Source organism: Geobacillus sp. YF-1, assembly GCF_052692335.1.
The window spans coordinates 930,436-946,910 of sequence record NZ_CP199850.1 but is presented as its reverse complement, the minus strand read 5'-3'; the positions used below and the strand labels follow the sequence as shown (position 1 = coordinate 946,910).

The 16,475-nt window shown below is 54.9% G+C and carries 13 protein-coding genes and 3 riboswitches; of the genes, 5 read left to right on the top strand and 8 right to left on the bottom strand.

Annotated features, from left to right (window positions below; genetic code table 11):
* Window positions 1–29: 29 nt before the first annotated feature.
* Window positions 30–1,724, bottom strand: a complete 1,695-nt coding sequence (locus ACTVIM_RS04770; protein ID WP_445614305.1) for a M3 family oligoendopeptidase — start codon at window positions 1,722–1,724, stop codon at window positions 30–32.
* Window positions 1,725–2,304: 580 nt separating this feature from the next.
* Window positions 2,305–2,484: riboswitch (Lysine riboswitch) on the top strand.
* A gap of 76 nt (window positions 2,485–2,560) precedes the next feature.
* Between ACTVIM_RS04770 and ACTVIM_RS04765 the strand changes: the two genes are divergently transcribed.
* Together ACTVIM_RS04765 and ACTVIM_RS04760 are read left to right on the top strand one after the other, a co-directional pair.
* Window positions 2,561–3,985, top strand: coding sequence for an amino acid permease (locus tag ACTVIM_RS04765; protein WP_445613828.1), 1,425 nt, complete (start codon window positions 2,561–2,563; stop codon window positions 3,983–3,985).
* 120 nt (window positions 3,986–4,105) lie between these two features.
* Entirely contained in the window at window positions 4,106–6,124 is a 2,019-nt protein-coding gene (locus tag ACTVIM_RS04760) for a S9 family peptidase (RefSeq protein ID WP_445613827.1), read from the top strand.
* Window positions 6,125–6,461: 337 nt separating this feature from the next.
* On the opposite strand, the gene ACTVIM_RS04755 is transcribed toward ACTVIM_RS04760, so the two are convergent.
* Together ACTVIM_RS04755 and ACTVIM_RS04750 are read right to left on the bottom strand one after the other, a co-directional pair.
* Window positions 6,462–7,031 (bottom strand): phosphate propanoyltransferase, encoded by a 570-nt coding sequence (locus tag ACTVIM_RS04755; RefSeq protein ID WP_172418596.1) that lies wholly within the window; start codon window positions 7,029–7,031, stop codon window positions 6,462–6,464.
* A 79-nt stretch (window positions 7,032–7,110) separates the two neighbouring features.
* The gene (locus ACTVIM_RS04750; protein WP_144973417.1) at window positions 7,111–7,572 is read right to left on the bottom strand and encodes a MarR family winged helix-turn-helix transcriptional regulator; all 462 of its coding nucleotides are present in this window, start codon (window positions 7,570–7,572) and stop codon (window positions 7,111–7,113) included.
* A 642-nt stretch (window positions 7,573–8,214) separates the two neighbouring features.
* On the opposite strand from ACTVIM_RS04750, the gene ACTVIM_RS04745 reads away from it, so the two are divergent.
* Window positions 8,215–8,949, top strand: coding sequence for a ZIP family metal transporter (locus ACTVIM_RS04745; protein ID WP_445613826.1), 735 nt, complete (start codon window positions 8,215–8,217; stop codon window positions 8,947–8,949).
* Window positions 8,950–9,453: 504 nt separating this feature from the next.
* Here the strand turns inward: ACTVIM_RS04745 and ACTVIM_RS04740 are convergent.
* The 5 genes from ACTVIM_RS04740 to ACTVIM_RS04720 all read right to left on the bottom strand — a co-directional run bounded on the left by ACTVIM_RS04740 (window position 9,454) and on the right by ACTVIM_RS04720 (window position 14,005).
* Entirely contained in the window at window positions 9,454–9,996 is a 543-nt protein-coding gene (locus ACTVIM_RS04740; protein ID WP_445613825.1) for a 1,2-dihydroxy-3-keto-5-methylthiopentene dioxygenase, read from the bottom strand.
* A 31-nt stretch (window positions 9,997–10,027) separates the two neighbouring features.
* On the bottom strand, window positions 10,028–10,660 hold the full coding sequence (locus ACTVIM_RS04735; protein ID WP_445613824.1) for a methylthioribulose 1-phosphate dehydratase: 633 nt from the start codon (window positions 10,658–10,660) through the stop codon (window positions 10,028–10,030).
* Complete coding sequence (mtnX, locus tag ACTVIM_RS04730) at window positions 10,657–11,319, bottom strand: 2-hydroxy-3-keto-5-methylthiopentenyl-1-phosphate phosphatase (protein ID WP_445613823.1); 663 nt, start codon at window positions 11,317–11,319, stop codon at window positions 10,657–10,659. Before mtnX ends, ACTVIM_RS04735 begins: the two co-directional genes overlap by 4 nt.
* Complete coding sequence (gene mtnW, locus ACTVIM_RS04725) at window positions 11,316–12,557, bottom strand: 2,3-diketo-5-methylthiopentyl-1-phosphate enolase (RefSeq protein ID WP_445613822.1); 1,242 nt, start codon at window positions 12,555–12,557, stop codon at window positions 11,316–11,318. The genes mtnX and mtnW overlap by 4 nt, the downstream gene beginning before the upstream one ends.
* A gap of 67 nt (window positions 12,558–12,624) precedes the next feature.
* Window positions 12,625–12,732: riboswitch (SAM riboswitch) on the bottom strand.
* A gap of 97 nt (window positions 12,733–12,829) precedes the next feature.
* Window positions 12,830–14,005, bottom strand: a complete 1,176-nt coding sequence (locus ACTVIM_RS04720; protein WP_445613821.1) for a pyridoxal phosphate-dependent aminotransferase — start codon at window positions 14,003–14,005, stop codon at window positions 12,830–12,832.
* Window positions 14,006–14,104: 99 nt separating this feature from the next.
* Here ACTVIM_RS04720 and ACTVIM_RS04715 point away from each other — a divergent pair, with 99 nt between their 5' ends.
* A complete protein-coding gene (locus tag ACTVIM_RS04715; RefSeq protein ID WP_445613820.1) occupies window positions 14,105–14,920 on the top strand; it encodes a carbon-nitrogen family hydrolase in 816 nt (271 codons plus the stop codon).
* 93 nt (window positions 14,921–15,013) lie between these two features.
* Window positions 15,014–15,182, top strand: a riboswitch (SAM riboswitch).
* An 85-nt stretch (window positions 15,183–15,267) separates the two neighbouring features.
* Entirely contained in the window at window positions 15,268–16,458 is a 1,191-nt protein-coding gene (gene mtnK / locus ACTVIM_RS04710; protein ID WP_445613819.1) for an S-methyl-5-thioribose kinase, read from the top strand.
* The last annotated feature ends 17 nt before the right edge of the window (window positions 16,459–16,475 follow it).

Sequence of the window (16,475 nt, the reverse complement as noted above, 5' to 3'; positions counted from 1 at the left end):
GTGAAACGATGCCGTTCCACCTTTTTCATTCACAACGCTTTGTCATCGACACTGTCCAGCCACCGTTCGATATGGCTGACGACCGAAGCGACCGCCCCGTCGGCAAACGGCGACTGGAGGTTGGCGCATTGGACGAGCTCGGTGAACGGCCGGCTGCCGCCCAATCGGCAAAGCGCCACATAGTCGCGCCACGCCGCAGCCCGGTCGTCTTGCGCCCGCTTCCAAAACTGGAACGCACACACTTGCGCGAGCGTGTAGTCGATGTAATAAAACGGGTCGGTGTAAATGTGCCCTTGCCGCTGCCAAAAGCCGCCCCGTTCAAGGTAATCGTGGCCGTCGTAATCCCTTGTCGGCAAATACACGTTCTCAATGTCGCGCCATGTTTTCTTCCGCTCGGCCGGCGTCATGTCCGGGCGCTCGTAGACGGCGTGTTGGAATTCATCAACGGCCACGCCGTACGGCAAAAACAAGAGCGCGTCGCTCAAATGGGCGAATCGGTATTTATCGGCGTCCTCGGCGAAAAACAGCTCCATCCACGGCCATGTGAAAAATTCCATGCTCATCGAATGGATTTCGCACGCCTCAAGCGTCGGCCAGTTGTATTCCGGAATGTCGTAATGGCGGCTTTCGTACACTTGGAACGCATGCCCCGCTTCATGGGTCAATACGTCAATGTCGCCGGACGTTCCGGTAAAGTTCGAGAAAATAAACGGCGCTTGGTAGTCGTCAATATACGTGCAATAGCCGCCGCTCGCTTTCCCTTTTTTGGCGACAAGATCCATCAGTTCATGTTCGATCATATAGCGGAAAAACGCGCCCGTTTCCGGCGACAGCTCTTCATACATGCGCTGGCCGTTGTCGACGATCCAAACGGCGTCCCCTTTTGGCGCCGGGTTGCCGCTCGGGAACATGAACGGCTCATCATAATACGTAAGCCGATCGACCTGAATCCGCTGCCGCTGACGTTCGCGCAGTTTGACGGCGAGCGGGACGATGTGCGCTTTCACTTGCCGGCGGAAGTTGGCAACCATCTCGGCATTGTAATCGGTCCGGCCTAAACGGGCATAACCGAGCTCGACAAAATTTTTGAACCCGAGCTTCTCGGCGATCGCCGTGCGGACATGGACGAGCTCATCGTACAGCTCATCAAGCTCTTTTTCATGATCGGTGAAAAACGAAAACCGCGCTTCACTCGCTCGTTTGCGCATCGAGCGATCCGGCGATTCGACGAACGGCTGCAGCTGGGCGAGCGTCCGCTCTTCGCCTTCAAACATGATTTTCGCCGAGGCGATCAGCTTCGTATATTCGCTCGCCAGCTTGTTCTCTTTTTGCAAGTCTTCCATCACTGCCGGAGCGTACGTTTTCAGCTGCGTTTCCGCCAAGGCAAACAGCTGCGCGCCCCACGTTTTTTCGAGCTCGGCGCGAAACGGCGACTCGACAAGGGCGCGGTAATAGTCGTTGACGAGCCCTTTGACGATCGGCTCCGTTTCATCGAAAAAGTCTTGTTCTTTCTTATAAAACTCATCGTTTGTATCGATCGTATGGCGAATGTGGCACAAATTCGCCATCGTGCTGTAGCGGCGGCGCAGCTCGTTCACCCGTTTCATCGCCTCGTGCTGACCGGCGGCGCTCCCGGCGCGGCGGAACGCATCGAGCGCTTCTTGAAACTCATCCTGCAACTGATCGATGTCCGGACGCTCATAGCGAAACTCGGAAAATTTCATCGTCATCCCCTTCTCTCTTCACGAATGATCTCATCACCATGCATTGGGCTCGTATTTTTTCGCCCTTTTTGTCTATTCGCCGTCGTGCAAAAATCTCCTGCCTTTTCCAACCTTTGAATTTTGCCCGGACGATCCGAAAAAAGCGGGAACATCCTTCTTCCGTCCCACATCTTTCTAAGAGGCGGTGATTTAAGGGAGCAAGCCGCTGATCAAGCCCGTTTCTCCCATAGAAAAGCCGTGTCGCATCAGGATCGTCTTTCAAACTCTCCCCCATCGCTCAAAAGAAACAACCGTTTTTCACAAGACATCTAAAAGGCCGGTGAAAAACGGTTGATTCCCCTCATTAATGGGAAAGCGTGTGAAAAGCAGGACCGATGCATCAGGTTTTTTCTAGTTTAGAAATGCCATTGCAAAGCCGTATCTAGGATTAAATCACCGCCTTCCTAAAAGGCTGGTGAAAAACCGCTTCGTACCGGTTTTTTCCATCCGAACGGTTCGGCGCCGTTTCCAGCAAAAACAACTTGACGTTTTTTGTCGAATTAAGTACTATAATGTCGGCAACCATATACCCCCTCTCCACCAATGGGATAGAGGTTGCGGTGAACAAAAGTAGCGCTGCCGAGGCTCGGAGCGGCCGATGACGCAGCGGGAAAGGGTTCACCGCCGAAGTTTGCGGCGCGCTCCGGCGCCGCAAGCTGGGACTGCGGCCGAACAGGCGCAGGACTGCCATCGCCTACGGCGATGGAGCGCTATCGCCATTCAGTCTGGATGCGAACATGCCATGCACCCGCTGAAGAGGCGCGGGTGCATATTTTTTTGAAAAGGAGTGTTAGCGGTTGGGTAAGCAACAAAAACTGGGCGTTTGGGTATTAACGGCGCTAGTCGTCGGCAATATGGTCGGTTCGGGAATTTTTATGCTGCCGCGTTCGCTCGCGGAGGCTGCCAGCCCCCTTGGCGTCATGCTCGCTTGGCTGTTGACCGGAACGGGCGTTTTGATGACAGCGCTTGTGTTTGGAAACTTGGCGATCCGCAAGCCCGACTTGAACGGCGGGCCGCAAATTTACGCGAAAGAGCTGTTCCCGAAAGGGTCGAACTGGTCGATTTTATCCGGGTTTATGTCATCATGGGGCTATTGGGTCGGCAACTTTGCCGGCAATGTCGCCATCATCACAACGTTTGCGAGCTACTTATCGACATTCTTTCCTGTCTTGACAAGCGACCACACCGTGGCCATGATCGGTTCGTTTCCTTTGAAACTAGGAAATTTGCTGACGTTTCTCGTCTGCACGGCGCTCCTTTGGGGGATGCATGCCATCATTTTGCACGGAGTGGAAAACGCCGGAAAGCTCAATTTTGTAGCTACCGCCGCCAAAGTGCTCGGCTTTTTCCTGTTTATCGTCGTCGCGCTGTTTGCCTTTGACAAGGCGGTCATCGGTCCCCTTAATGCTCCGCGCTATGACGGGGATGGGCAAGCGATCAGCCTGCTCGGGCAAATCAACAACGCCGCGTTAGCAACACTCTGGGCGTTTGTCGGCGTTGAATCGGCGATGGTGTTCGCAGCGCGGGCCCGCAAACAGGCGGACGTCAAACGGGCGACGATCGCCGGTCTTCTGATCGCTTTGGCCATTTATATCGGCATCAGCTTTTTGGTGATGGGCGTCTTGCCGCAAGAGAAGCTCATTCAATCGGAAAAACCGCTCGTCGATGCCATTGTCGCCATCGTTGGTCCTATCGGCGGCTACGTGCTTGCCGGACTCGGTCTTATCAGCTTGCTCGGTTCGACGCTCGGTTGGATTTTGTTGAGCGCCGAGGTACCGTACCAAGCGGCGAAACAAGGGATGTTTTTGCCGTCCTTTTTAAAGGAAAACGACAGACGGGCGCCGAGCTTTTCATTGGCCTTGTCCAATGCGTTGGCCCAGCTGTTTATCTTTTCAACGATTTCCCACTCGATGGCCGCGGCGTTTGATTTTGTCATTTACATCGCCACGCTGGCGTACCTCGTCCCGTACTTGATTGCGTCCGTCTTTCAATTAAAGCTTGTCATCACGGGCGAAACGTATCAAGGGGAGCGCAGCCGCCTAACGGATGGCGTCGTTGCCGCTGTAGCGACCGTCTATTCGGTCTGGGTCGTCATCGCTGGCACGGCGGACATCAAAACGTTTCTCTTTGGTCTCACTTTGCTCGCGAGCGGTTTGATCTTTTACCCGCAAGTGAGAAAAGCAGCACAGCACGAGCGACAAAGACAAAAACGATCGGCATAATCGAAAGCGGGCGTCCGTCTCAACGGACGTTCGTTTTTTTTTCACCAAAAGCAGGATTTTTCTTTCGAAAAGCGAAACAATCTATCAACCAAGCATTTCTTACGAAAGAAGGGATCAGGCATGAACAGCGAACACGAAACGAAACGCCGCGGCATGACGGCAGAAGACTTGCTTCGCCTCCGCTCCGTGCGCGACCCGCACTACGCCCCGGACGGGACGCGCGTCGTGTTTGTGGAAAAATCGATCGACGAGGAAAAACAATACCGCTCGCATCTATCGATGTGGAGCGAAGACGGCTCCGTCCGTCCATGGACGTTCGGGCGCTGGCGCGATACGAAACCGCGCTTTTCCCCAACGGGGGAAGAGATCGCCTTTTTATCGGACCGCTCCGGACGCGCGCAGCTTTGGCTGTTGCCTGCCCATGGCGGCGAAGCGCGCCAGCTGACGTTTTTCAAAAATGGGGTGCGCGATTACGTTTGGGCGCCGGATGGAACGTTTCTCATCGCCCTAACGACGATCGGCGACGACGAAACGATCGCCGACCGCGAAGAGCCGGAAAAAAAGGAAGCGAAGCCGGCGGACCCGAAACCGCGCGTAGTCGAGCGTCTCTATTACAAATCAGACGCGGCAGGATTTCTTGACGACAAACGACCGGTGCTCGTGCGCATCGATGCGGCGACGGGAAAAGCGGAAGCGTTGACGAGCCGCGAGGAGGAAATCGGTTCGTTTGCGGTGTCGCCCAATGGACGGACGCTTGCCTTTGTGGCTAACCGGAACGAAGATCCCGACACCGTCTTTACACGCGACATTGTGCTGCTTGACCTCGAATCGAAAGCGGAAACGAATGTGACGAACGGATGCGGCACCTTCGCCTCGCTCGCTTGGTCGCCGGACGGAACAAAACTCGCCGCCATCGGCCATGATTTGGCTTATCTCGGGGCGACGCTTCACCGGCTTTACGTTTTTGAGCCGGAGCGTGGAACGGCGCGGGTGCTGACCGCCGATTGGGACGTCCATCTCGGCGATGCGATGATCGGCGACATGCACGCTGATGCGAAAGGCCCGGGCCCGATTTGGGCAAACGACGGGAGCGGCCTGTATGTCACCGCCTCGGAGCGCGGGCGCGTCAACGTATTTTTCATCCCGCTTGACGGACCCGTCGTTCCGATCATCGAAGGAGACTTCCATGTATACGGCCTCGCCGTCCATCCGAACGAACAGCAGGCCGTTGCCGCGATTAGCGAGCCGACAGTGATTGGGGATTTGTATGCCATCTCACTTGAAAACGGCGCAAAAACGCGGCTCACCACGGTCAATGAAGCGCTCGAGAACGAAGTCGCGCTCGCTGATGCCGAACCGTTTACCTACCAATCAACAGACGGTTCGGACATTCAAGGCTGGATCATGAAACCGCCCGGGCTTGGCGAAGGGGAAAAGGCGCCGCTTGTCGTCGAAATTCACGGCGGGCCGCATGCGATGTACGGATTGACTTTTTTTCATGAATTTCAATTGCTCGTTTCGCGCGGTTATGCCGTCTTATTCACGAACCCGCGCGGCAGCCACGGATATGGCCAGGCATTTGTCAATGCCGTGCGCGGCGACTATGGCGGCATGGATTATGAAGACATTATGGCCGGCGTCGACGCCGCCATTCGCCAATTCGACTTCATTGACGAAACACGGCTTGGCGTCACCGGCGGCAGCTACGGCGGCTTTATGACAAACTGGATCGTCGGGCATACGAACCGGTTCAAAGCGGCCGTCACCCAGCGCTCGATTTCCAACTGGCTCAGTTTCTCCGGCGTGAGCGACATCGGCTACTTTTTCACCAAATGGGAGGTCGGCTGCGACATGTGGGAAGACGCCGAGCGGCTTTGGCATCATTCGCCGCTCAAATACGTCAAACAGATGAACACGCCGCTTCTTATTCTTCACAGTGAGCGCGATTACCGCTGTCCGATCGAGCAGGCGGAACAACTGTTTATCGCCTTGAAACAACTCGGGCGAGAAACGAAATTCGTTCGCTTTCCGGACGCCAACCATGACTTGTCGCGCACCGGCAACCCGACGCTTCGCCTTGAGCGGCTTCGCCATATCGTCGAATGGTTTGACCATTATTTGAACGAATCGCTGCATTAACCCGAAAGGATGAGCCGCCATGCACGCTCTTGTCATCAATCAGCGGCGGCGTCATTGATGCCATTCGGCGTGAGGCATCGTTTCATCTCGTCGGCCTCCTAGAAGGCTGGTGAAAAAACGATGCCACCACCAAGCGGCGACATTTTCATTAAGAAAAGAAAACCGATTCTTCAAGGTTTCTCTAATTGAGAAATGGATCGAACTCAACGGTGTTTTGCACGAAATCACCGGCACCCTAGATCGATCAGAGAAGAAGCGTCCGCGTTACGCGTTAACGGAAGGCGCCCTCTCGGTACAAACGAGAGGGCGCTTTGTTCGCCTTTGACACGGATGATTTTCATGACGGAAGCAGCTCAACATAATCGCCCGTTTTTAGGCCGGCTGCGTTCGCTTCATCCGTGTCGATGTGCATATCTAAGGCAAAATCGTCGCTGACGCGGACGATGACTTCATCAAAAATGAGCGCCCGCTCCCCTTGCGTTTTCACCTTCACGACTTGCTTGTCGCGAACGCCGAACGTCTCGGCATCTTTCGGCGTCATATGAATGTGCCGTTTGGCAATGATCACCCCTTTGTCGACGGTCACCGTCCCCTTCGGTCCGTGAATCGTAATGCCCGGCGTTCCGTCAATGTCGCCGGATAAGCGAACCGGTGGCGCGACGCCGAGCTTGAAGCTGTCGGTTTTCGAAATCTCGAGCTGCGTCAGCGAACGGACGGGACCGAGGACGCGGACGTTTTCGATTTTCCCTTTCGGCCCTTCGACCGTCACCGTCTCGTTCGCCGCAAACTGCCCGGGCTGCGACAGCGGCTTGAGCACGGTCAACTCGACGCCTTCGCCAAACAGCGCCGCCATATGCTCGCTCGACAAATGAATGTGGCGGTTCGACACCCCCACGGGAATCATCATACACGTTCCCTCCTTTGGCGTTGTTGCTTTCTTTATTAACGTATCCATTTTCGGCAAAAATAAAGAGACTGACACACCGTCAGTCTCGATCGGTGAGGGCATGTTTCGCCCCGTATCCTAATTTTTTCAACAAAGCGATGGCCTGCTCCTTCTCCTCTGCCGTAAGCGCGGACACGGTGTCATGAATGGTTTCGGCGTGTTCTGGAAAAACGCGCTCAATAAACCGCCGTCCTTCTTCCGTAATCGAAGCGTATGTGACGCGGCGATCCCGCTCGCAAGCGCGGCGGACGATCAACCCTTTGTTTTCCAGTTTATCGACAACGTACGTGATGCTGCCGCTGGCGAGCAAAATTTTCTCACCGATTTGCTGGAGCGGTTGATCGCCTTTATGATATAACAGTTCCAACACGGCAAACTCCGTGGGATTGACCCCGAATGAGTGGATCGATTTGTTGACTTGATCGCTGACCGCGCGATACGCCCGCGAGAGAACGATAAATAATTTTAACGATTGCTCGAGTGCTTGTCCTTTCTGTTCCATAACATCCAATCCTTTGCATTTGGCCGTTTCTTACTTGCAATTATACTGGAACAGAAAACGAGCAGGCAACCGTTTTTTTATGTATGCATTTTTCTCGCCAACCCCGTTCCAATTCCGTTATGATAAGTTATCATATAAGCCGCGCTTGTTTTTGGCGGCATCGCTCTTTTTGTCACCGTGCCAGCTTGCCAAGGGATTGAGCCGGAATTGCTTTATGACAGCCTATGTAGCAGCGCCTAGGAGGCCGGGGATTGACTCGTGGATACGGCTTTGCCATGTCATTTCTCCATTCGAAAACCTTGTTTCATCAGTCCTACTTTTCACGTGTTCTCTCATTGATGAAGGGAATCTGCCGTTTTTCACCAGCTTTCTAGGAGGCTGGTAATTTCATCGTATACCGATGGGCAATCTCATTTCTCTAACGAAAATGCTGCATCGGCCTTGCTTTTCACGCGTTTTCCCATTGATGAAGGGAATGAGCGGCATTTTGCCAAAAAAGCAGGCTGATTTCGCCAAGCTTTTCTAACTGAGAACGAGATGGAATCGCAGGATTTTGTACGAAATCGCCGCCTCTTTGGGCGATTGTCACGTTTTCTTTGCCAGCGCATATGAAAAGAATAAAGGATGAGGAGGAGGGATTCGATGAGCGGAGTGTTAGTCGGCAGCGTGCTGTCCGCCTTATCGACCGGGCTTGGCGCCGTGCCGATTTTGTTTATGGCCAAATCGCTCACCCATCGGTGGCGCGACATGTTGCTCGCCTTTTCTGCCGGCATTATGATGGCAGCTTCCATGGCTAGCCTAATCCCGCAAGCATTGCAAACCGGCGGTTTTGGGGCGCTTTTGATCGGATTGGCGGCGGGGGTGCTTGCTTTAACGCTGCTTGAAATGACTGTGCCCCATATAGATTTGGAACATACAAAAAGCGGCTTGCAATTTGATGAAAAGGCGCTGCTCATTATCGCTGCCATTACGCTGCACAACCTTCCGGAAGGGCTGTCGGTCGGAGTCAGTTACGCCTCGGACAGCGCTTCTCCCATCGGCAATTTGATCGCCTTAGCCATCGGCTTGCAAAATGCGCCGGAAGGATTTCTAGTCGCCTTGTTTTTAGTCAACCAGCAAATCGGCCGCTTCAAAGCCTTTTTGATCGCCACGTTAACGGGGGCGGTTGAAATCGTCACCTCGCTGCTCGGCTTTTATTTGACTTCCGTCTTTCGCGGCTTAGTTCCGTATGGATTGGCGTTTGCTGCCGGAGCCATGCTGTTTATTATTTACAAAGAGCTGATTCCGGAAAGCCATGGCGATGGACACGAACGAGCAGCAACGTATGCGTTTATTGTCGGCATTTTATTTATGATATTTTTAACCCAATCGTTTTAACGCCGGCCTTCGCCTCGTTAGGAACGCACCAAACGCCCTCTTGGCGAAGGCCAAACACGTTTGACCATCTTTAGGAGGCCAGCGATTGGCTCGCACAACCGCTGATGGGCTGTTTTTTGTATAATATGCAAAGGCCGCGAAACATGAGTTCCGTGCACAAGAAAGCAAAACTTCCATCAAGGAGATGGATCGTACAAGAGGGTGTCCCAAAAGGACCGGGACACCCTCTCTCGTCGCTATATATAGGCACTAACCGCTTCCTTGCCACACGAGTTGGGGGCTTTCTTGAGGGGAAAGCGCCCTTTGGGACAGCCCCCTTTTCGTTGCTGTATACGGGTTGGGCTGCTTCTGTCGCACGGTCTGTTGCGCCGATCTTGAAGGCAGACAACGTCAGCCCCTTGTGCGACCGGATCGTCAGCGCAGCGGCGCGCCTAGGCGGAAAAGGCGGGGAAAGCAGACGGTTCGGAGTAATCAGCCGCTTTCCACCTTATCGCGACAGCCGCTTCAGCGGGTTCCTTCTTCTGTTTCCTCGTACGGATGAGCGACCCAGCCGGACGGATCGATGAACAGGCGGACAGCCACCACCCGGCGGTCATCCATCAATGTGAAGTAGTGCGGATTCCCTTCCGGCACGGAAATGACATCGCCGGCTTCGAGTTCCACATCGAAATAGCCCGTTTCTTTGTCGCCTTTGATGATGAAAATGCCGTGGCCGGCCGTAATGGCGCGTACTTCATCTTCTGTATGAATGTGGACTTGTTCAAACTTTTTCAGCAGCTCATCCAAGTTCGGCGTCGCGTCGGACAAAGCGACAATGTCCCATGTTTTGTAGCCGCGGCGCGCCGCCAAGTCTTCGATCTCGTCTTTAAATGCCGCTAAAATTTCCGCTTTCTCTTCATCGCTTAACACATACTTGTCGCGCAAATGTTCCGGCAGCTTTGAGATATCCCAATGCTCGTACAAGACACCTTGGCTGTTTAAAAACGCGCGGACGTTGTCCTCTCCCTCAATCACTTGACCAGTTTTTTTCACTTTAATGACTGCCATCGTTTTCATCCTCCTTGGAAATGAATATAGATCAACCAACTGGCAAGCCGGCCCGTTGCAAAAGCAGCCGCTTTACTTGCCAGCGGAACAAAAACTCCCATGCTTCCAAATGTTTTTTCGCTTCAAAGGCGTCGCGGCCCCAGACGGTGATGCCGTGGTTATGGATCAATACCGCGCCCGTATCGCCGTCGACATGTTTCGCAAATTTAGCGGCCAACGTCGGGATGTCGGCGTCATTGTCAATGATCGGAATGCGCACCGCGGCGTTTTCCTCCCAAATGCCGAACGCTTTGATGATTTCTTGGCCGGAAAAAACCGCTTCCCCGTTTTGGGCGTACACGTCGGAAATGAGGTTGTTGTCGACCGTATGGACGTGCAACACACAGCCGGCCTTCGTCCGCCGATAAATCTCAACATGCAGCAGCGTCTCCGCCGACGGCTTCAAATGCGTGTCTTCCGCCGGGTTTCCATCACCATCAACGAGCAGAAAATCTTCGTCTGTCTGCTTCCGTTTGTCTTTGCCGCTGGCCGTGACAAGAAAGGTGAGCGGATCGTTTGTCACTTTGATCGATAAATTACCGCTTGTCGCGAAAAACCAGTCGCGGGCGGCAAGCTCGGCCTTCACCTCGGCGAGCTCGTTCCATTTTTGCACGACGAGGCTCATACGACCACCTCCACCTGCTGCAAATGATCCATCACATCAAAAAACGTCGCAAACGGCGCATGGGGCAAGCCAAGCTCTTGGCATTTTTGGAGCAAAAAATCGCGCGCCAACACGTAATCCGCTTGCTTCGCCACCGCTACGTCCGTAATCGAATCGCCGATGACGACATGATACCCGTCCGGGCGGGAAAGCTTGCGAAGGAGCGACGGCTTGCAGCAGCCGCAGCCGTTTTGGCACTCACCGTCGCACGCGTAAGGCCACGTGATGCGGATCGTCGCGCCGCTGAAATCGGATCCGTTGCAAAAAATGCGCTCTCGTTCGATGATCCCGTCAAGCAGCGGGTAGACAAAAAAGTCGATCCCCCCGCTCACCACATAGAGCGGAATGCCCTGCTCTTTCGTCCAAGCGGCGAATTCGCGAAACCCTTCGCGCAAACGGGCGGTGCGCCGCAGAAAATCGACGATTTCGCCCTTTAACGAAGACGGAAGGAGGGAAAACATCTTCCCGACCCCTTCCTGAACGGAGATGCGCTCAGCGAGAATGTCGTCTTTGAGCGCCTCCCACTCCGGCGGGGCGAACTGTTTCATAATGGCGATAATGTTGTCGTTTTCCGTAATCGTGCCGTCAAAATCGCAAAAGAGAACAAGCTGCCTCGTCATGCTTCCACCTCAACAGCACCCCAGCGGTCGATCGCTTTTTGTAGGGCCTCGTTTTCAACAGCTGCTTCGCGGAGCGGCCGACCGGCCAACACCGCATCGATCGCCGCGCGAAACGCCTGCCCGCCGCCGATCGCCCCGTCCGGATGGCCGTGAATGCCGCCGCCGGCGTTGACGATGCTGTCAAGGCCGAAATCACGGAAAAGAAGCGGCACGAGCCCCGGATGAATGCCGGCCGACGGCACCGGAAAGGCGCGCGCAAACGGCTCTTGGTCATCGGTGAGCGCCCTTGCGATACCAAGCGCCTGCTCGCGCTCGAGAGCGACGCTGCCGTACGGCGACGGGAACAGGACGAAATCAGCCCCGGCGAGCCGCAACAGCTTGCCGAGCAACAGCGACGGGGCGACCCCGTAAAACTCAGACGGCGTGATCGCGCCGCTAAACGCCGGATGCGCCATAATCGGGACGGTGATGTTTTCATCCTCGCGCAGCCCTTGCAACACATCAAGCCCGTAGGCGAACACGTTAAACAACAGCACGTCGGCGCCAAGCTCGGCGGCCCGTTTCGCTTTTTCTTTCAGCTCAAACGTTTTGCCGGTCAAGTTGACGGCGTACAGCGTCCGTTTGCCCGTTTGTTCGTACACTTCCCGAAGCGCGGCCTTTCCTTCCGTAATCCGCTTCTCAAACGGAAGAAGCTCGCTGTCAAACAAAATTTCGTCATCTTTGACTAGGTCGACGCCACCAAGCGCCTGTTTTTTCAATTCGGACGTCAAATACGCCAAATCGCGGCCGATGATGCCTTTAAAAATGCTCATCAACAGCGGGCGGTTATATACCCCGACTTTTTCGCGAATGCCGCTGATGCCAAAGCGCGGCCCCGGAAATTGCCGCTTCCACTCGTCCGGAAACTCAAGGTCAAGCAGCCGCACTTCCCCATCAAGCGACAATTTGCCAAACGTCGTCACCAAAAGCGCCGGCAAATCAGCGCTGAAGTTGACCGTCGGATAGGCGATTTTGACGATCGCCCGCTTCAGCCGCTTGCCAAAATACGCGTTTACCCGCTCGCTTTCGCCAAGCTCCTCAACGGCGACCACTTCCCCTTTATGTTTGCGAAGCTGCTCCTGCTCCAACGCCGGCAAGTCGGTCCATGTGCCGACCGTCAAGCCGAGCGCGATTCCTTCCGCCTTTTTGCGGATGTCTTTCTCGTCATGAAGCAAATACGTTGCCATCACTGCACTCATCATTCATCCCTCTTTCCAAAGAAAAAAGCCTCTTCATAAGAAGAGGCGTCATTCGTTTATGGCGCTCTTCTTATCTCTCAGCGTTTCCGCTGCAAGAATTAGCACCGTGCTTGAATGTACCAAGCCGGTTGCCGGGCTTCATTGGGCTCGTCCCTCCGCCTGCTCTTGATAAGAATGCTTGCGTAACTATACACTTGTCAAACGATTTTGGCGAGTATGGCAAATTTACTTTGAATTATGACAGCCTTTGCCGCCGTTGTCAATCATTTTTTTCAAAACAGCCCGAGCCGTCCGATCCGCTCGGCCGCTTCACAGAGCCGCGCCTCATCGGTCAACAGGCCGACGCGCACATACCCTTCGCCGTGCTCGCCAAAGCCGATGCCCGGAGCGACGGCGACATGCGCCCGCTCAAGGAGCACATCGGCAAACTCGGCGGACGACCACCCTTTCGGTACGGGGAGCCAGGCGAAAAACGACCCGGACGGCGCCGGTGCTTCCCAGCCGATCTCGCGCAACGCGGCGATGAAGGCGTTGCGGCGCGCTTCATACAGCGCGACAAGCTCGTTGACGCAATCTTGCGGGCCGAGAAGTGCTGCGGCCGCCGCTTCTTGGACGGCGCCGAACAGGCTGACGTACAAATGATCTTGCAGCAGCTCAAGCGCCCGAATGATCCGCTCGTTGCCGACGGCAAACGCGACGCGCCAGCCGGCCATATTGTACGTTTTCGAAAACGTGTAAATTTCCACCCCGACATCTTTCGCCCCGTCAACTTCGAGGAAGCTAACCGGCTTTTTGCCGTCAAAACCGATCGCCCCATAGGCAAAGTCGTGCACGACGGCGATGCCGTGCTTGGCGGCGAACGCCACCGTCTCGGCGAAAAATTCTTTTGTCGCCGTCGCACCGGTCGGGTTGTTCGGATAGTTTAAAAACATCAGTTTCGCTTGGTCGGCAACCGCCGCCGGAATGGTGCTGTAATCGGGCAAAAATTGCTGCTCGGCGACAAGCGGCATCATTTCCATCCGCGCGCGGGCGAGCGCGATTCCCGACCAGTAATCCGGATAGCCCGGATCCGGGACGAGCACCGCATCGCCCGGGTTGACGAGGCAAAGCGGCAGCTCGACAAGCCCGGCCTTGCCGCCAAACAAAATGGCGACTTCGCGGGTCGGGTCGACCTCAACTCCGTACTCGCGTGCATAAAAGGCGGCAACGGCTTCTTTCAAAAACGAGTAGCCTTGAAACGGCGAGTATTTATGGTATTTCGGGTTGGCCGCCGCCCGCTGCATCGCCTCGACAATATGCTTCGGCGTCGGCTGGTCCGGATTGCCTTGCCCTAAATTAATGACATCATGCCCGGCCTTGATTTTCTCTCCCACTTTGGCGACAAGCGAAGCAAAAAACTGCTTCGGCAGCTGTTCAAGCAGTTCGGAAAAAGGAAATTCGATCGTCATCGCCCACACCTTCTTGAAAAATTCTTGAAATTCTAGTGCAACATCATATATCGTAAAAAGCAAAATGTAAAGCAAATTTTTTCATTGGGGTGAAAAACAATGACCATCCGCATCGCGTGCCTCCAGCTCGATATCGCGTTTGGCGATCCGCAAACGAACGAACAGCAAGCCGAAACAGCCGTGCAATCCGCCGCCAACGAAGGAGCCGACATCGTCGTGCTTCCGGAACTATGGACGACCGGCTATGACTTGACGCGCTTGGACGAAATTGCCGATGACGATGCCGGGCGGGCGAAAGCGTTCGCCTCCCGCCTGGCGCAAACATATGGCGTCCATTTCGTCGCCGGCTCAGTCGCCAAAAAAACCGCCGCCGGTGTGACGAACACGATGATCGTCGCCGACCGAAGCGGCCAAATCGTCAGTGAATATAGCAAACTTCATCTGTTCCAACTGATGGATGAGCATTTGTATTTGCAGCCGGGAAACGCGCCAGGCTTATTTTCGCTTGACGGGCTGTCGTGCGCCGGAGTCATTTGCTATGACATCCGCTTTCCGGAGTGGATTCGCGTCCATGCTTTAGCCGGGGCGGAAGTGCTGTTTGTCGTCGCCGAATGGCCGCTTCCTCGCCTTCACCATTGGCGGACGCTGCTGATGGCGCGAGCGATTGAAAATCAATGCTACGTCATCGCTTGCAATCGGGCCGGAAGCGACCCGAACAACGTCTTTGCCGGCCATTCGCTCGTCATCGACCCGTGGGGCGAAATCATCGCCGAGGCCGATGAAAAGCCGGGCGTTCTTCTGGCGGACATCGACCCGGCGCTCGTTAAACAGGTGCGTGCGCGCATCCCAGTGTTTGCCGACCGCCGGCCGCGCGATTACGACGAGGCGGCAAAAAAATTTTTCAAAACGTATTGACAATCCGCCTGCCCAACCTGTATCATTCGAATCAAGCAACCAAACGATTGTTAACATCGCGAAAATTGCAAAAACTCAATAGCCAGACCGGTACTCTTATCAAGAGTTGGCTGAGGGAATTGGCCCAATGAAGCCCAGCAACCGACCGTAATGCTATCGTGAGATAGGGCGCACGCCAAGGGCGGCGCCGGAAGCGACCCGCTTCCGCAGGGCACGGTGCTAAGTCCAACAGAAAGACCGCTGTCTTTCTGAAAGATAAGAGGCGTGAAGACAAATAATCTTCAAGCCTCTTTCCGTATGCGAAAGAGGCTTTTTCATTTGCCAAAACGTAAAGGGGGAACGTGAAAATGACGATTGTCCAATCAGCTGTTTACGAACCGCTCACCGAACAAAAAGCGACCGCCCTCGCCGTCCGCCTCGGCTTGTTCCGCGACGGGGCGCCGCTTGCCTGCCGCGAGATCGGCGACGGAAACTTGAACCTTGTTTTCCATATCGTCGACCAAGCAACAAAGCAAGGCGTCATCATCAAACAAGCGCTGCCGTACGCGAAAGTCGTCGGGGAAAGCTGGCCGCTTACGTTAAAGCGCGCGGTCATTGAAAGCAACGCGCTGCGCACGTTTGCCAGCTATGTGCCGCAATACGTCCCAAAAGTCTATTATTCCGACGAATCGCTCGCCATCACGGTAATGGAAGATTTGTCTCGCTTGCAAATCGCGCGCAAAGGGCTGATCGAAGGGAAAACGTACCCGCTGTTGTCCCGGCATATCGGCGAATTCATCGCCAAAACGGCGTTTTACACGTCTGATTTCGGCATGAACCAACAAGAGAAAAAGAAGTTGGCGCAAAGCTTTGTCAATCCAGAGCTATGCAAAATTACGGAAGATCTCGTCTTCACCGATCCGTTTTTCGACCATGACACGAACAACTTTGAGGACGAATTGCGCCCAGACGTTGAAGCGCTTTGGGAAGATGACCGCCTCCGCCTCGAAGCGGCGAAGCTGAAGCGCAAGTTTTTGACTGAAGCGGATGTGCTGCTGCACGGAGACTTACACACTGGCAGCATTTTCGCCAGCGACGACGAAACGAAAGTGATCGACCCGGAATTCGCCTTTTACGGCCCGATCGGGTTTGACCTTGGCCAATTTTTCGCCAATTTGCTGTTAAATGCGTTGTCCCGTCCTGAAGCGGAGCGTCAACCGCTCTTTGTTCACATCGACTCAACATGGAAGGTGTTTACGTCCATTTTCGCTGAGCTGTGGCAGACGGAAAGCGTCGAAACGTACGCCGCGACGCCCGGACTGCTTGATGAGGTGCTGCGGCAAGCGTTCATTGACGCCGTCGGTTTTGCCGGCTGCGAAGTCATCCGCCGGACGATCGGCCTCGCCCATGTGGCGGATCTCGACGGCATTGAACAAAAAGACGAACGGCTCGCCGCGAAACGGCACGCGCTCCGCCTTGGCCGCCGCCTGATCGTTGAGCGCGCCGAACTGGCGGGAACGGACGGCTTCCGCCGCCTGTTTATCGAAACGGAACGATGACACCCTCTGCCCGGGCC